The organism is Desulfurobacterium thermolithotrophum DSM 11699, from assembly GCF_000191045.1.
In the GTDB taxonomy this organism is placed as follows: Bacteria; Aquificota; Aquificia; order Desulfurobacteriales; family Desulfurobacteriaceae; genus Desulfurobacterium; species Desulfurobacterium thermolithotrophum.
Genome location: NC_015185.1, coordinates 1,338,943 through 1,353,553 on the forward strand (window position 1 = coordinate 1,338,943; position 14,611 = coordinate 1,353,553).

Annotated in this window: 14 protein-coding genes and 1 tRNA gene; 11 read left to right on the forward strand and 4 right to left on the reverse strand. The window is 35.3% G+C overall.

The window, feature by feature from the left end:
• The first annotated feature begins 1 nt into the window (after position 1).
• Positions 2 to 1,300: a DNA repair protein RadA gene (gene radA, locus DESTER_RS06880; RefSeq protein WP_013638925.1), complete on the forward strand. Its 1,299-nt coding sequence runs from the start codon at positions 2 to 4 to the stop codon at positions 1,298 to 1,300.
• Here the strand turns inward: radA and DESTER_RS06885 are convergent.
• Genes DESTER_RS06885 through DESTER_RS06900 form a run of 4 tightly spaced genes read right to left on the reverse strand, consistent with a single transcriptional unit; the run spans position 1,297 to position 5,166 of the window.
• Positions 1,297 to 2,229 (reverse strand): tRNA dihydrouridine synthase, encoded by a 933-nt coding sequence (locus DESTER_RS06885; protein ID WP_013638926.1) that lies wholly within the window; start codon positions 2,227 to 2,229, stop codon positions 1,297 to 1,299. The two genes, radA and DESTER_RS06885, sit on opposite strands and share 4 nt — an antisense overlap.
• Positions 2,226 to 3,083: a radical SAM protein gene (locus tag DESTER_RS08255; RefSeq protein WP_013638927.1), complete on the reverse strand. Its 858-nt coding sequence runs from the start codon at positions 3,081 to 3,083 to the stop codon at positions 2,226 to 2,228. Before DESTER_RS08255 ends, DESTER_RS06885 begins: the two co-directional genes overlap by 4 nt.
• A gap of 12 nt (positions 3,084 to 3,095) precedes the next feature.
• A complete protein-coding gene (gene truD / locus DESTER_RS08260; RefSeq protein ID WP_013638928.1) occupies positions 3,096 to 3,980 on the reverse strand; it encodes a tRNA pseudouridine(13) synthase TruD in 885 nt (294 codons plus the stop codon).
• Positions 3,961 to 5,166 carry a bifunctional folylpolyglutamate synthase/dihydrofolate synthase gene (locus tag DESTER_RS06900; RefSeq protein ID WP_013638929.1) on the reverse strand — a complete coding sequence of 402 codons (1,206 nt, stop codon included), beginning with the start codon at positions 5,164 to 5,166 and terminating at the stop codon, positions 3,961 to 3,963. The genes truD and DESTER_RS06900 overlap by 20 nt, the downstream gene beginning before the upstream one ends.
• 74 nt (positions 5,167 to 5,240) lie before the next feature.
• Here DESTER_RS06900 and DESTER_RS06905 point away from each other — a divergent pair, with 74 nt between their 5' ends.
• The 10 genes from DESTER_RS06905 (at position 5,241) to wbaP (ending at position 14,611) form a co-directional block, all read left to right on the forward strand.
• A complete protein-coding gene (locus DESTER_RS06905; RefSeq protein ID WP_013638930.1) occupies positions 5,241 to 5,687 on the forward strand; it encodes a phosphatidylglycerophosphatase A family protein in 447 nt (148 codons plus the stop codon).
• A complete protein-coding gene (gene accC, locus DESTER_RS06910) occupies positions 5,687 to 7,105 on the forward strand; it encodes an acetyl-CoA carboxylase biotin carboxylase subunit (protein WP_013638931.1) in 1,419 nt (472 codons plus the stop codon). The genes DESTER_RS06905 and accC overlap by 1 nt, the downstream gene beginning before the upstream one ends.
• Positions 7,106 to 7,140: 35 nt before the next feature.
• Entirely contained in the window at positions 7,141 to 8,991 is a 1,851-nt protein-coding gene (oadA, locus tag DESTER_RS06915) for a sodium-extruding oxaloacetate decarboxylase subunit alpha (protein ID WP_013638932.1), read from the forward strand.
• Positions 8,992 to 9,033: 42 nt separating this feature from the next.
• A tRNA-Pro gene (locus DESTER_RS06920) sits at positions 9,034 to 9,110 on the forward strand.
• 187 nt (positions 9,111 to 9,297) lie between these two features.
• Positions 9,298 to 9,897 (forward strand): adenylyl-sulfate kinase, encoded by a 600-nt coding sequence (cysC, locus tag DESTER_RS06925; RefSeq protein ID WP_013638933.1) that lies wholly within the window; start codon positions 9,298 to 9,300, stop codon positions 9,895 to 9,897.
• A gap of 79 nt (positions 9,898 to 9,976) precedes the next feature.
• Positions 9,977 to 11,131 carry a sulfate adenylyltransferase gene (gene sat, locus DESTER_RS06930; protein ID WP_013638934.1) on the forward strand — a complete coding sequence of 385 codons (1,155 nt, stop codon included), beginning with the start codon at positions 9,977 to 9,979 and terminating at the stop codon, positions 11,129 to 11,131.
• A 246-nt stretch (positions 11,132 to 11,377) separates the two neighbouring features.
• Positions 11,378 to 11,863 carry a hypothetical protein gene (locus DESTER_RS06935; RefSeq protein ID WP_013638935.1) on the forward strand — a complete coding sequence of 162 codons (486 nt, stop codon included), beginning with the start codon at positions 11,378 to 11,380 and terminating at the stop codon, positions 11,861 to 11,863.
• Between the two features lie 15 nt (positions 11,864 to 11,878).
• Complete coding sequence (locus tag DESTER_RS06940; protein WP_013638936.1) at positions 11,879 to 12,499, forward strand: PDDEXK family nuclease; 621 nt, start codon at positions 11,879 to 11,881, stop codon at positions 12,497 to 12,499.
• Between the two features lie 303 nt (positions 12,500 to 12,802).
• Positions 12,803 to 13,102 (forward strand): nucleotidyltransferase domain-containing protein, encoded by a 300-nt coding sequence (locus DESTER_RS06945; protein ID WP_013638937.1) that lies wholly within the window; start codon positions 12,803 to 12,805, stop codon positions 13,100 to 13,102.
• Between the two features lie 138 nt (positions 13,103 to 13,240).
• Positions 13,241 to 14,611 carry an undecaprenyl-phosphate galactose phosphotransferase WbaP gene (gene wbaP / locus DESTER_RS06950; RefSeq protein WP_343122154.1) on the forward strand — a complete coding sequence of 457 codons (1,371 nt, stop codon included), beginning with the start codon at positions 13,241 to 13,243 and terminating at the stop codon, positions 14,609 to 14,611.

Here is a 14,611-nt window from a genome sequence, read left to right on the forward strand (position 1 = left end):
TATGACAAAGAGGAAAAGTATTTATATTTGTCAAAAGTGTGGTTATAAGACTCCTAAATGGGCAGGAAAGTGTCCAGAATGTGGTAGTTGGGGAAGTTTAGTTGAAGAAATAGAAGCAAAAAATGTAAGAATTGGTTGGATAAAACCTTCAACAACTAGTCCTCTTTCCCTTGAGGAAATTGGAGAAGAAAGAGCAGAAAGGATACTATCAGGAATTTCTGAGTTTGATAGAGTTTTAGGAGGAGGGATTGTTAAGGGTTCTGTTTCTCTCCTTTCAGGTGAACCAGGAATTGGAAAATCTACCTTTCTTCTCCAACTTGCAAATAAGTTTTCAGACTACGGAAAAGTTCTATACGTTACTGCAGAGGAATCTCCGGAACAGGTAGCTCTTAGAGCAAAGAGATTAGAAGTTAAAAGTTCCAATATCTATGTACTTGCTGAGAATAACCTTGAGGAAATTTCAAAACAAATTGAAAAGATAAAACCTGTTTTTGTAGTTTTTGATTCTATTCAGACTTTGTTTCTTCCTCACATAGAGTCTGCTGCCGGTTCTGTTTCGCAAGTAAGAGAGTCAGCAGCTTTCATAACAAATCTTTCAAAGTCAGAAAAGATTACCTCCTTTATTGTTGGACATGTGACAAAAGAGGGGACGATTGCAGGACCAAAAGTTTTAGAGCATATAGTTGATGCTGTTTTTCAGTTTGAGGGAGACAAAGGATATAACTTTAGAGTTTTTAAAAGTCTCAAGAACAGGTTTGGTTCAACTGGAGAACTGGCTGTTTTTGAAATGACCGAAAAAGGATTAAGAGAAATTTTGAATCCTTCTGAGTTTTTTCTCTCTGAAAGACCTATTGGAAAACCGGGATCAGTAATATTTGCAGGAATAGAAGGAAGCAGACCTTTGCTTCTTGAAGTTCAAGCTCTTGTAACGAGAGCTGTTTTTTCCACTCCTCAAAGGAGAGCCAAGGGAATAGATGCAAACAGACTTTCGATTATTGTTGCAGTAATTGAGAAAGAGCTTGGATATCCTCTTAGAAATTTTGATATTTTTGTAAATGTTGTTGGTGGGGTTAAGATTAGTGAGCCTGCAGTTGATCTTCCAATAGCTGCTGCCATTATTTCCAGTTATCTTGAAAGGCCCGTAAAGGAAAATTTTGTTCTCTTTGGAGAAATTGGTCTTACTGGAGAAGTTAGAAAAGTAAAACTAGAGGAATTAAGAGAGAAAGAAGCTAAGAAGAATGGCTTTGAAGTAGCTTCTAATATTTCAACTATAAGTCAAATTCCCGATTTTCTTTGTTAAATATTTTTCAGGTTTTTCAGTAATTCTTCACAGGTTTTACTTCTCATTATCATATCGTTAAGTTTTGCTTTTCCTCTGATTCCTTTAAAAATTTGACTTATTTGAGATTTTATTACTTTGCACGCTCTTTCTTTTTCAAAAAACTCCCACATTAGCTGGAGCTCTCTAAGAATAAACTCGATTCTTTCCTTCAATCTGACTTCAATATCCTTTTTTTCTTTGAATTCTTTAAAAATCCAAGGATTTGCTAAAGCTGCTCTTCCAATCATAACTCCATCACATCCTGTTTCTTCAAACTTTTGGTCAATCTCTTTCCAGCTTCTTATATCTCCACTTCCTATAATCGGAGTATCGCCAGCAATCTTTTTTAAATCTTTCACCCTTTCCCAATTAGCGTTACCTGAAAATCCCTGTTTTGCCGTTCTTGGATGGAGAGCAATAGCGGAAACGTTAGCTTTTAAGAGTTCTTCGGCAATTTCTTCCAACGTATCTTCGTAAAAACCAAGACGTATTTTTGCAGTTACTGGAACATTTAAAGGCTTTAAGGCTTTAGCTGTAGCTGCAACTATCTTGCCCATTTCTTTTGGAAACTGAAGTAAATATCCTGCAGCCTTTGCCTTGAGAACCTTTTTAACAGAGCATCCAAAATTTATATCTATTGCTTCAGGTTTATACTTTTCTGCTATTTTCCTTGCAGCTTCTGCTATTTCTTCTGGATTTCTTCCGTAAACTTGAAGATGTATTGGCCTTTCTTCATCAGTAAAGTAAGCAAGTTCTTTTTCTTCTCCTTTGTATATTATTCCAGTTGCATTCATAAGTTCTGAATAAGTTCTATGTGCTCCAAGTCTTTTACAAAGCCTTCTGAATGCAGAATGGGTATATCCAGCCAAAGGAGCAAGGATAACTTCTTTCTGTATCTTAAGCTTCATACAGCAAGCCTCAGTCCAAGTTTCTTAGCATAGCTATAGACTTTGTTAAACTCTTCTTCTGTTGTCTTTCTACATATTTCAGGATAATCACAGGCTTTGTAAAATGGGAAGTATTGTTCCATGACGTTAACATAAGTTTCTTTACCAAGGTTTTCAGCAATCCATCTTAAGATTTCCTTACTGTCTTCTATCCAGCCTGGCATTACAAGATGTCTAATCATGAGTCCTTTTTCTGCTAAACCGTACTCATTAACTTTAAGATGTCCTACCTGTCTTTTCATCTCAAGAAGCGTTTCTTTTACAATTTCTGGGTAGTCAGGAGCTTTTAAGTACTTTTTGCTAAATTCATGGTTAAATGTTTTTACATCTGGCATGTATATATCAACAAGTCCTTGGAGCTCTCTTAAAACTTTTATGTTTTCATACCCCCCACAGTTATAAACAATAGGTATTTTTAATCCTTTTCTTTTAGCTTCTTCAACAGCTGAAAAGACTTGAGGTATCTGATGAGTTGGAGAAACAAGGTTTATGTTGTGACAACCTTTTTCCTCTAGATAAATCATAATGTCTGAAAGTTCAGAAACTGTGATGTACTCACCTTCCATTAGATGAGAAATCTGATAGTTTTGGCAGAAAACACATTCTAAGTTACATCCTGTAAAAAAGATTGTCCCCGAACCGCCAAATCCAACAAGAACGGGTTCTTCTCCAAAGTGAGGTCCAAACGAAGATACCATTGGTTTATCTGTTACCTTGCAAAAACCAACTTCTCCTTTATCTCTTAAACTTTTGCAGTTTCTTGGGCAGAGAGTACAAGGAGAAAGGTATTTATAGAGTTTGTCTACTTTTTCCATAAGAGCTTACTCCTAAGAAGTTTCCATTTGCAAATGTTTTAAATACATAGTAGCATAAGAACCCTTGGGTAGATAGAAAAAAACGTAATTCCCAACTTTTTTAAAATCCCTTACTAAAACGTAAGTCATTCTGTAATCGCCTTTTATTCTTAGTTTTCGTAAAAGTTCCAAAAATTCTTTTAGTTCAAAACCTTCCTCTTTTAAAATCTTTTCATAGTAAATTTCACTTTCTAAGAGCTTTTTCTTATAACCTAAAATAGTCCAAAATTTTGGAAGAGCTTGGAAATCCTCAAGTTCTGGGATAAAGAAGGTTTCATTTTTTTCTTTTATGAAATGTCCGCTTACTCTTTCTTTTAAGTAGAGCTCCAAGCTTTTATTCCATAAATAAGAAAGATAAGAATCTATAAAGAAATTCTCTCTCCATTTGAGTTTTCTTTTTGGACTTTTAAAAAGTTTTTTTATTAAATTCCTTCCTTTTTTCCAGTTATTATTTATTCTCTGAATATCGTAGTAGTTAATAAACCAATTTCTTTCTTCTGTTTTAAGATCGCGTAGGTTAATAAAAAAGCGATTCCCTTTTAGCTGTCCTATCTTTATTTTTTTCTTTATCCTTCCAACAAACTTTAGAATGTACCAGCTTTTACTGTCTATCTTTTCTTTTTTATAGTTTCCAATGAATTTATCAAAGGATACGTACTGAAATGTTAACGCCAGTTTGTCCTTCATTCCGGCATAGCTAAATTGCAATTTTTCTGCTAAATCTCTTGTACTAAGGTTTCTTTTGATAAGTAGATAAAGATAGTAATTTCCGCTATCAGAAAATGGATATTCAGCAGTTTCTTTTACAATGAAATCTTCTGGAACTTCCCTTTTCCACTTAAATTCTATTAATTCCATCTAATTTCTCCACAATGTAAAAAGAGCCTGTGATGATAGTTTCGTTTTTTATGTAGTTAATGTCAATTCTATCAACTCTTTCTGTTTTTTCTATTCCTACTTTTCTTGTAAGTTCAAGTAGTTTTTCAAATTTCATTCCTCTTGGATTATTAATTTCGGTTACAAAAAGTGTTCCTTTTGAATAGTTTAAGTAATCCTTAATAACTTTTAGATTGTTCTTAATATCTTTGTCTTTTAATCCTGAAAAGATAACATCAGCTTTTATTCCAATTTCTTTAGCTGTTTTAAACAAATTTTTAAAAGCATCTACGTTGTGAGCAACATCAAAAATAACAGTAGGATTTTTCCTTATTAATTGAAATCTTCCAGGAAGAGAAATTTTTAAACCTTTATTTAAAAGTTCTGGTTTAAATTTTTCTCCAAGTATAGTTTCGCAAACTTTTAGTGCGGTTACAGCATTTATAGCTTGGTGTTTCCCTATTAAGCTTGTTAAATAAGTATTTCCACCATACTTAAAAGTTGTACCTTCAATGGAAACTGTTATATCTGCTACATCAAAATCTTTTCCAAAGATAAAAGCTTTATTTGTTTTTGAAAGAACCAATTCCTTAACAATACGTTTATTTTCAGAAACTACTGCTGGAATGTTATTTTTTATAACAGCAATCTTTTCTTTTGCAATTTCTTCAATCGTATTTCCAAGATAATCTCTATGGTCGTAGTCTATGTGTGTTATAACAGCTATGTCATGATTAACAGCATTTGTAGCGTCTAATCTTCCTCCTAAACCTACTTCAAATACGGCAAAGTCAACTTTAAAGTGGTAGAAAATAGATAAGGACAGTAAAAAAGCAGCTTCAAAGTAAGTTAGTGAGTACTTTTTTACTACTTGGAAGATTTCCTTAAAACAATCATTTATAACTTCGTCGTCAATTTCTTTTAAATCTACTTTAAATCTTTCATTAAATCTAAAAAGGTGAGGAGATGTAAAAAGTCCTGTTTTATAACCATGTTCTTTAAGAATTTTAGCTATCATGTGAGAGGTAGAACCTTTGCCGTTTGTCCCAGCAACAATGATTGATGGAAACTTTTTTAAGTTTATCTCCTCAACTGCTTTCTTAATTCTTTCAAGTCCAGGTTTCCAGTCAAACTCTTTTTTCTCAAAATAGGATTCAAACAAAGTCATCTTTTTACTCCTAAAAATTTTTTATAACAAAAGGCTGATATAATAACTTTTCAAAATCTTTTGAGGTATACAAATTGAACCGATTAATGGAATTCATAGCTACAGGTTTTTATAGCGGTAAACTTCCTAAAATGCCAGGAACTTGGGGTTCTATTTTAGCAGCTATTTTGCTCTATTTCCTATGGCCTACGAATTTAAAGTTTCAATTACTAATTATTTTTATAACCTTTATTTTAAGTGTAATATCTGCTGATTATGTAGCAAAAGAGCTTGGGAACAAAGATCCTGACTGTGTTGTAATAGATGAGATTCTTGGAATGGAAATAGCTCTTTTGGGACTTTCTGCTGACATTAAGACAGTTTTCTTAGGTTTAATACTCTTTAGAGTTATTGATATAATGAAACCTCCACCAATTGGATTCTTTGAAAAACTTCCTGGCGGTTTAGGAATTACTGTTGACGATGCTGTAGCAGGAGTTATTACAAATGTGATTCTAAGGCTTATTGGAGGACTGCTTTGATGTTTAAGAAAGTTTTGATAGCAAACAGAAGTGAGGTTGCTACAAGGGTTATAAGAGCATGTAAAGAGTTAGGCATAAAAACGGTTGCTATTTACTCAGAAGCAGACGTAAACTCCCTTCACGTTAAAAAAGCAGATGAAGCTTATCTAATTCATGGTGATCCAATAAAAGCGTATCTTAATTACTACAAGATTGTTGATATTGCTAAAAGAGCTGGAGCAGAGGCTATCCACCCTGGTTATGGTTTCCTTTCTGAAAGAGCAGACTTTGCAGAGTACGCAAGGCGTCATGGCATTGAGTTTATTGGACCGGATGTAAAGCACCTTAAAATGTTTGGTAACAAGATTGAAGCCAAAAAACTTATGAAAGAGCTCGGTGTTCCCGTTGCAGAAGGAAGCGAAGAACCGGTAGCAGACCTTGGAGAGGCTAAAGAGATAGCAAGAAAAATAGGCTATCCTGTAATGATTAAAGCTGCCCATGGTGGTGGCGGAAGAGGTCTTAGAGTAGTAAGAAATGAAAAGGAGCTTGAAGTTCAATTTAAGATTGCTTTAAGCGAGGCAGAAGCTGCATTTGGAAAAGGTGAAATCTTCATAGAAAAGTACATAGAAAATCCTCGTCACATAGAAATTCAGATTGTTGCAGATAAACATGGAAATGTTGTTCATCTTGGAGAAAGGGATTGTTCACTTCAAAGAAGGCATCAGAAAGTTCTTGAGATTGCTCCTTCTCCAGTCCTAACAAGAAGACAGAGGGAAAGATTAGGGAAAATTTGTGTAGAAGCAGCAAAGGCAATTGGCTATTATGGGGTTGGTACTTGGGAATTTTTAATGGATAAGTATGGAAACTTTTACTTTATGGAAGTAAACCCAAGACTTCAAGTTGAGCATACTATTACAGAGGAAATTACCGGTATAGACATAGTTCAGGAACAGATAAGAATTGCTGCTGGAATGGGACTTTCCTTTTCTCAGAAAAGTGTTCAAATACATGGTTTTGCAATGCAGTTTAGGATAAACGCTGAAGATCCTACAAAAGACTTCATTCCAGTTCCTGGAACTATTACTGCTTATTATTCTCCCGGTGGAATTGGGGTAAGAATGGATGGAGTTGTTTATAAAGGATACAAGATACCACCTTATTACGACTCCATGGTCGGAAAGCTAATTGTATGGGGTAGGAACTGGGATGAAGCGATAAGACGTTCAAGGAGAGCTCTAAACGAGTTTGTCATTAGAGGGGTTCCAACTACGATTCCTTTCTTTAAAAAGATTCTAAACGATCCAGAATTTGTTAATGGACAGTTTGATACTTCATTTATAGATAGAAAGATAAAAGAATTTACGTTTATAGAAGAGCCAGATCCAGAGGTGCTTGCTCTTGCATTATCTGCTGCAATTGCTGCTCATCATGGGTTGTAGTTATGAGTTAAAGAATAAACGTGGAGGAGACTCAAATGGCTAAAAAGATTCAGTTTACAGATGTGACTTTAAGAGATGCCCATCAGTCTCTATTTGCTACTCGTATGAAAACAAGGGATATGATTGATATAGCTCCTGTAATTGATAAGGCAGGTTTTTGGTCTGTTGAAATGTGGGGGGGAGCTACTTTTGATACCTGCCTTAGATTTTTGAGAGAAGACCCGTGGGAAAGGTTAAAAACGCTTAGAAAGCTTATGCCAAATTCAAGACTCCAAATGTTATTAAGAGGTCAGAATCTTGTTGGTTACAGGCATTATCCAGATGACGTTGTAAGAGCTTTTGTTAGAAAAGCTGCAGAAAATGGTATAGATGTTTTCAGAATATTTGATGCACTAAACGACCTTAGAAACGTTGAAGTTGCTGTTGAAACTGCCAAGGAAATGGGAAAGATTGTAGAAGGAGCTATTTCTTACACAATTAGTCCTGTCCATACTGAAGACCTCTACATCGAGCTTGCTCTTCAGTTTAAGGAAATGGGAGCAGACATAATTGCCATAAAAGATATGGCAGGTCTTCTTTCTCCAGAAAAAGCTTATTCCCTTGTCAAAGCTCTTAAAAAAGAAGTGGGTCTTCCTGTTCACGTTCATACTCACTGTACAAGTGGTCTTGCTGAGATGGCACAACTAAAAGCAGCAGAAGCTGGAGCTGATATATTTGACGTAGCTATTTCACCAATGGCTTCAGATACATCTCATCCAGCTACAGAGACAATGGCTTACACTTTTGCTGAATTTGGATTTGATGTAGGTCTTGATAGCAGTGCTCTTAGAAAAATGGCTAATCACTTTAAGGAAGTAAGAAAGAAGTACAAAAAGTACGATATTGACTTTAAAGGTATAGATGCTGCTGTTCTTGAGCATCAGATACCGGGTGGAATGATATCTAACTTAATCAGTCAGTTAAAGGAACAGGGAGCTCTTGATAAACTGGAAGCAGTTCTTGAAGAAGTTCCAAGAGTAAGAGAAGATTTAGGATATCCTCCACTTGTTACTCCGACAAGCCAAATAGTTGGAACTCAAGCTGTTCTTAATGTTCTTGCAGGTGAAAGATACAAAATGATTACGCAGGAAACTAAAAATTATGTAAAAGGTCTTTACGGAAAGCCTCCAGCACCAATTAAAGAGGAAATTATCAAAAAGGTCCTTGGAAATGAAGAGCCAATTACATGCCGACCAGCCGATTTACTCCAGCCAGAACTTGATAGGTGCAGAGAGGAAATAAAAGATCTTGCAAGGAGTGAAGAAGACGTTCTTTCATACTGCCTTTTCCCACAAGTTGCAAAAGAGTTCTTTGAGTGGAGAGAAAAGGTTGAAAAAGGAGAAATTCCACCTGTTTCAGAAGAAGATCTTGCTGACGAATTAGAAGAAGAGAGGAAATGTCCACAACCTCTTGCACCTACAGAATTCATTATCAACGTTCATGGAGAAAGTTATCACGTCAAAGTTGCTGGAGTAGGACATAAAAAAGAAGGTAAAAAGCCTTACTTTATTAAGATAGATGGAAGACTTGAAGAGGTTGTTGTCGAACCTCTTGTTGAAGTTGTTCCAACTGGTGAAGAGGTAGAAATTAAAGGTGAACTTGCAAGTTCCTCTAAACGTCCAAGAGCAACAAAAGAGGGAGACGTAACATCTCCTATGCCTGCAAAAGTTGTTGAAATAAAAGTTAAAGAAGGTGATTCTGTAAATGAAGGTGATGTTGTTGCTATAGTTGAAGCCATGAAGATGCAAAACGAACTTCATGCTCCAATAAGTGGAGTAGTTAAAGCTATTTACGTTAAGCCTGGAGACAACGTTAATCCAGACGAAGCAATAATGACAATTGAATAGAGCTTGAATTTAAGTTCCTATTTCTTATATTTCTTTTTCAGTCGGGGCGTGGCGTAGCCTGGTAGCGCGCTGGCATGGGGGGCCAGAGGTCGCCCGTTCAAGTCGGGTCGCCCCGACCATATATTTGATAAATAAAATAAAAATAAAATCTAATTTGTTTAAAAAAAAACAAAAAAATAAAAAGAAGATGAAGTGCTAATGCTAAAATGGTTTAAACTAACACTTCTTGAAAAGATTATTGTCTTTGAACCTTGAAGGAAATTCCTCATATTAAAAGTAGTTCTGTCATAAAATGGAGGTATTTTTATGCAGAAGTTTATAGTTCCACATGAAGGAAGAGTTACAAGGAAAGATAGAGAAGGAATGAAAGGACATAAGTCTTTTATTCTTTGGTTTACAGGACTTTCTGGTTCTGGTAAATCTACTCTTTCTCACAAAGTAGAAGAAAAGCTTTTTGAGATGGGAGTTCATACCTACGTTCTTGATGGAGACAATATCAGAATGGGACTTAATAAAGATTTAGGCTTTACTGAGGAAGATAGAAGAGAAAACATTAGAAGAATTGGAGAAGTAGCAAAATTGTTTGTTGATGCCGGTATAGTTGTTTTAACAGCTTTTATTTCCCCTTACAGAAGGGATAGAGATTTTGTAAGAAATCTTGTTGCTGAAGGTGATTTTATAGAAGTTTATGTTAAGTGTCCTCTTGAAGTTTGTGAAAAAAGAGATCCAAAAGGACTTTATAAGAAGGCAAGAGCTGGAATTATTAAAAACTTTACAGGCATTGATGATCCTTATGAAGAACCTCTTAATCCAGAAGTAGTTGTTGAAACAGATAAAATGGGTGTAAATGAGTGTGTGGAGAAAATTATAGACTACTTACAGAGTAGGAAATTGTTGAATAGTTGAGTGGTTGAATAGAGAAATGGTTGAGCTGAATTTAACTATTACACTATTTGACTATTAAACTAAACTGGAGGTTACATAAATGATTACTCCTCACGGTGGAAAACTTGTAAACAGACTTGCTACAGAAGAAGAAAAGAAAGAGCTCCTTGAAAAAGCCAAACACCTTCCCAAGATTGTTGCAGGTGATAGATACGTTGGGCATTGTGAAATGATAGCTATAGGAGGTTATTCTCCTTTAAATGGTTTTATGACAAAAGATGAAGCAGAATCTGTAATTAAAGACGTACATCTTCCGAATGGGCTTCTCTGGTCTATTCCTATACTTTTACCTATTGAAGAAAATATTTGGAACTCTTTAAAAATTGGTGATGAAGTTGCCATTTACGATAAATACAATAGACCAATTGCTATTGTTGTTGTAGAAGATAAGTACACTCTCAGCCTTGATTTTTACTGCCACAATGTTTTTAAAACAACTGACGAAAACCATCCAGGCGTTGCTTTCGTAAAAAGTGCAGGGAATTACTTTATTGGTGGAGAGTTAATCAGACTTCTAAACAGGCCTGTTAGAGAGGGTATTGATGAAAAGTATTATCAGGATCCTGCTGATGTCAGGAAGATAATAGAAGAAAAGGGCTGGAAAAATGTAGTTGCTTTTCAGACAAGAAACCCTATTCACAGAGCTCACGAATACATAATCAAATGTGCTCTTGAAACTATGGATGGGGCTCTTATTCATCCTCTTGTTGGAGAAACAAAAAATGACGATATTCCTGCACCTGTGAGAATGCAGTGTTACGAAGTATTAATTGAAAATTACTTTAACAAAAACAGAATTCATTTAAGTGTTCTACCTGCGCCAATGCATTATGCAGGACCGAGAGAAGCTGTTCACCATATGCTTATGAGGAAAAACTACGGTTGTACCCATATGATAATTGGTAGAGACCACGCTGGAGTTGGTAACTACTATGGAACTTATGAAGCTCAAGAGTTTGTAGAACAGTTTATAGATGAACTTGGCATTAAACCATTGAAGTTTGAACACGCTTTCTACTGTACTAAGTGTGAAAACATGGCAACTTCAAAAACATGTCCTCATCCTAAAGAAGACCATATCCATCTAAGTGGAACAAAAGTAAGGGCAATGCTTAGAGAAGGGAAAAGACCACCGAAAGAGTTTTCTCGTACTGAAGTTGCAGATATACTCATAAAGTGGGCAACGAGTGTGTAAGTTGAATGGTTAATTGGGAAAATAGTTAAATGGTCGAATGGGAAAATGGTTAAAAGGTTAAATAGTTGATTAGTTGAATGGTTGAATGGTTGAATGGTTGATTAGGAGAATCCATTTACCAATTTGATTCTTTAACTAATTACCCATTCAACTATTAAACTATTAAACTAAAGAATGGGGATTGTTGAAATGGAAATTTTAAAGGAGTAAATTGAGAGAGTGGAAAGGTTATATTAAGGAGAGAGGATGAGAATAATAGTTCTACTAATAGCCGTGTTGATTCCGTCGTTGGCTTTTTCTGCTCCATCTCAAGGATTTAGAGTAACAAATGAAATGATATATCAAAAGCTTGTTGAGATAGAAAAGAGACAGGCAGTGTTTGAAGAAAGATTTAAACAAATAGATATGCGTTTTGAACAAATTGATAAACGATTTGAAGAACTTAGAGAAGATATGAACAAACGGTTTGAAGACATAAATAAACAGTTTGATCAGCTTTATACATTTTTATGGATAATAACAGGAATCTTTACAGCAATAATGGTGGGAGCATTCGGATTTGCCTATTGGGATAGGAGAACGATAATAGCCGAAGCCAAAAGGCAAACCTTAGAAGAGCTTGAAAGAGATGTAAAACCGGAGAAACTGAGGAAACTTTTAAATGTAGCAAGAGAGTTTGCAAAGGAAAATGAGAAGTTTAGAGAAATTCTAAAGAAGGAAGGATTGCTTTAATCTGGAGGAAAAACAATGAAAAGTGCTTTAGTAGAGGATAAAAAGAAAAGAGGAAGGAAAGGAATTCCGAGAGAGCTCATTTACGAAATGAGGTATGGAAAGCCAATTTACTATAGAGATTACGACAAGGTTTTATCTGGTGAGAAAACTCTGGAGGAGGTTGTGGGAAGTGGAGGACTACAGGGAATACTGGTAGCTTTACTTATAGGCTTTCTTTATTCAAAAATAGACATGAAAAAATATCTACTTGCTACAAATGAACTCGGCTACAAATTTGCTCCAAGAAGCTGGTATAACCTTGATGTAGCCATTTTTGACAGGGAAAAAATTGATAAATTGCCTGAAGGTTATATAACCTTTCCTCCTGAAGTGGTAATTGAGGTGGACACAAAGGCCAACTTGAGGAAATTTTCCACTCCACAAGAATATTTCCACAGAAAGACGCAGGATTTACTTGACTCTGGAGTAAAAAAGGTTATATGGATTTTTACGAAAGAAAAAAAAGTTTGGGTAGCAGAAAAAGAAAAAAGATGGTTTATAACCGATTGGAATGATACCATTGAAGTTATAGATGGTGTAAAGCTAAACTTAAGTGAATTATTGAAAGAAATAAGTGGTGGAAATGAAAAAAACTGATGTTTTAGGAAGAATTTTGCGCTAATCCTCTCCTTTTCAAAGGGGAGATACAGCGCACGGCGTAAGCCGTTGTTTGATATAATTTACGCAAGGCGATAACCAAGCCTACTGGTCTTTGAACAAGTGAATAGGCCGGGTGTGCTACTAGTAGACGGCCCATCCACCTACCTAATGAACGGTGGATGCGGGGAGGGGACTGGTAGCGGGGTCGCTCACCTTACGAGCGGTAGGGTTGGAACGACCCGAACTTACGCCCGCAGAGAGTGCGAGCGCACTCGTTGAAGCGGGAAGCTCCTCATTTCAATGAGGAGTAGTTCACTAAAAGTCCGATTAACGAAAGAAGAGATTGAGAAAATAAAAACAGCTATTCTTTCTGTAGATCCAGAGGCAGAGATTGTTCTTTTTGGCAGCAGAACCGATTTAAATAAAAAAGGTGGAGATATAGATCTTCTTGTTGTTTCTTCTAAAATCGATTATAAAGATAGGCGGAAGATAAGAGTCAATCTTTTTAAGGAGCTTGGTGATAGAAAGATAGATTTAATTGTTACATCCAACCCTTCTATTAATGTCTTTACAAAGTACTCGACCTTAAAAAAGACATAGACTGTTCCAAACTTTTAGAAAGCGAAAACCCGAATAACTGACTCATATCTATCCAACAACTCCTAATTCTTGTAGGCTTGAGGAAGAAAATAAAGAAATAAGTTATAATCCAGCCTACTAAGTAAGATGGTAAGAAGAATGTATTTGAAAAACTTGATTTTAATTGTTTTTGATATCTTCTCTTATTATGTTTGTTTGGTTTTTGCCTATTTAACTAGAGATTTTTTTGGTCATTCTATTTTTCCTCCTTATCAGATGGAACTTAAACATCTTTTATCTTTTTGGTGGTTTCCTATAGTTTTTATTTTGTTTATAGCGCTGGAGAAGCTTTATACTTTCAGATTTCCATTCTGGGAAGAAGCAAGGAGGTTGACGAGAGCTCTAACAATAGCCACTGTTGTAATATTCGCTATTGTTTCCTTAGGAAAAATGTCGGAGGAAGTTTCTCGTCTTACTTTGATTTTTCTCTGGTTGTATGCTCTCTTTTTGTTTCCTTCTGTTCGTTACATTGTAAAAAGTTTGCTCTACAAAATTCCTAAGTGGAGAGAACCAGTTACCTTAATAGGAGATACTAAACTTATTGAAGAATTGGAAGATGTTCTAGAAAACAATAAGTTTATAGGCTATGAAGTAGTTAAAAAAATTCTGTTAAGAGATAGGAATTCCTTACTGGAAGATGTTTCGAGCAAGATTGACACCCAGACTGTTATTATTTCTATTCCACTTAGCTGGATAGATGATGCTGAAAGATTTCTTGCGAAGATTCAAAAGACAGTCAGGCGCATTCTTTTTGTACCGAACATCAGGGGACTTGCTTTTTTAAATTCAGAGCTCTACCCGATACCTTTTAGTGAGATTTTCTTTTTATCTATAAAGAATAATCTAAAATCAAAACTCAACAAAACTTTAAAAAGAGCTTTTGATTTATTAATTTCTCTTATGTTGCTGCCGGTTTTAATTCCGTTGATTCTGATTATAGCAATTCTTATAAAATTGGATTCAAAAGGTCCTGTCTTTTTTGTCCATGAAAGAATTGGTGAAAATGGAAAAACTATAAGGGTTATAAAATTTAGAACTATGTATCATGATGCAAAAGAAAGACTTGAAAAGCTACTAAAAGAAGATGAACAAGCCAGAAAAGAATGGGAAACAAATTTTAAACTAAAAAATGATCCAAGAGTTACGAAAATAGGTAAACTCTTAAGAAAGACTTCTCTTGATGAACTTCCACAAATTTTTAACGTTTTAAAGGGAGACATGAGCCTTGTTGGTCCCCGTCCTGTTGTAAAAGAAGAAATAGAAAAATACTATGGAGATTTTGCTCAATATTACTATATGGTAAAGCCTGGAATAACAGGATTATGGCAAGTTAGTGGAAGAAGTGATACGGACTATGATAAAAGAGTAAGACTTGATACATGGTACGTACTGAATTGGTCATTGTGGCTTGATCTGGTTATACTGATAAAGACCGTGGAAGCAGTCTTAAAAGGAAAAGGAGCTTATTAA

Excerpts from the sequence above, each read along its gene's own strand:
- radA (WP_013638925.1), top strand. The coding sequence starts at position 2 with ATGACAAAGAGGAAAAGTATTTATATTTGTCAAAAGTGTGGTTATAAG.
- sat (WP_013638934.1), top strand. The coding sequence starts at position 9,977 with ATGATTACTCCTCACGGTGGAAAACTTGTAAACAGACTTGCTACAGAA.
- DESTER_RS06885 (WP_013638926.1), bottom strand. The coding sequence starts at position 2,229 with ATGAAGCTTAAGATACAGAAAGAAGTTATCCTTGCTCCTTTGGCTGGA.
- DESTER_RS08255 (WP_013638927.1), bottom strand. The coding sequence starts at position 3,083 with ATGGAAAAAGTAGACAAACTCTATAAATACCTTTCTCCTTGTACTCTC.
- truD (WP_013638928.1), bottom strand. The coding sequence starts at position 3,980 with ATGGAATTAATAGAATTTAAGTGGAAAAGGGAAGTTCCAGAAGATTTC.
- cysC (WP_013638933.1), top strand. The coding sequence starts at position 9,298 with ATGCAGAAGTTTATAGTTCCACATGAAGGAAGAGTTACAAGGAAAGAT.
- DESTER_RS06935 (WP_013638935.1), top strand. The coding sequence starts at position 11,378 with ATGAGAATAATAGTTCTACTAATAGCCGTGTTGATTCCGTCGTTGGCT.
- wbaP (WP_343122154.1), top strand. The coding sequence starts at position 13,241 with ATGTATTTGAAAAACTTGATTTTAATTGTTTTTGATATCTTCTCTTAT.
- accC (WP_013638931.1), top strand. The coding sequence starts at position 5,687 with ATGTTTAAGAAAGTTTTGATAGCAAACAGAAGTGAGGTTGCTACAAGG.
- oadA (WP_013638932.1), top strand. The coding sequence starts at position 7,141 with ATGGCTAAAAAGATTCAGTTTACAGATGTGACTTTAAGAGATGCCCAT.
- DESTER_RS06940 (WP_013638936.1), top strand. The coding sequence starts at position 11,879 with ATGAAAAGTGCTTTAGTAGAGGATAAAAAGAAAAGAGGAAGGAAAGGA.
- DESTER_RS06900 (WP_013638929.1), bottom strand. The coding sequence starts at position 5,166 with ATGACTTTGTTTGAATCCTATTTTGAGAAAAAAGAGTTTGACTGGAAA.
- DESTER_RS06945 (WP_013638937.1), top strand. The coding sequence starts at position 12,803 with ATGAGGAGTAGTTCACTAAAAGTCCGATTAACGAAAGAAGAGATTGAG.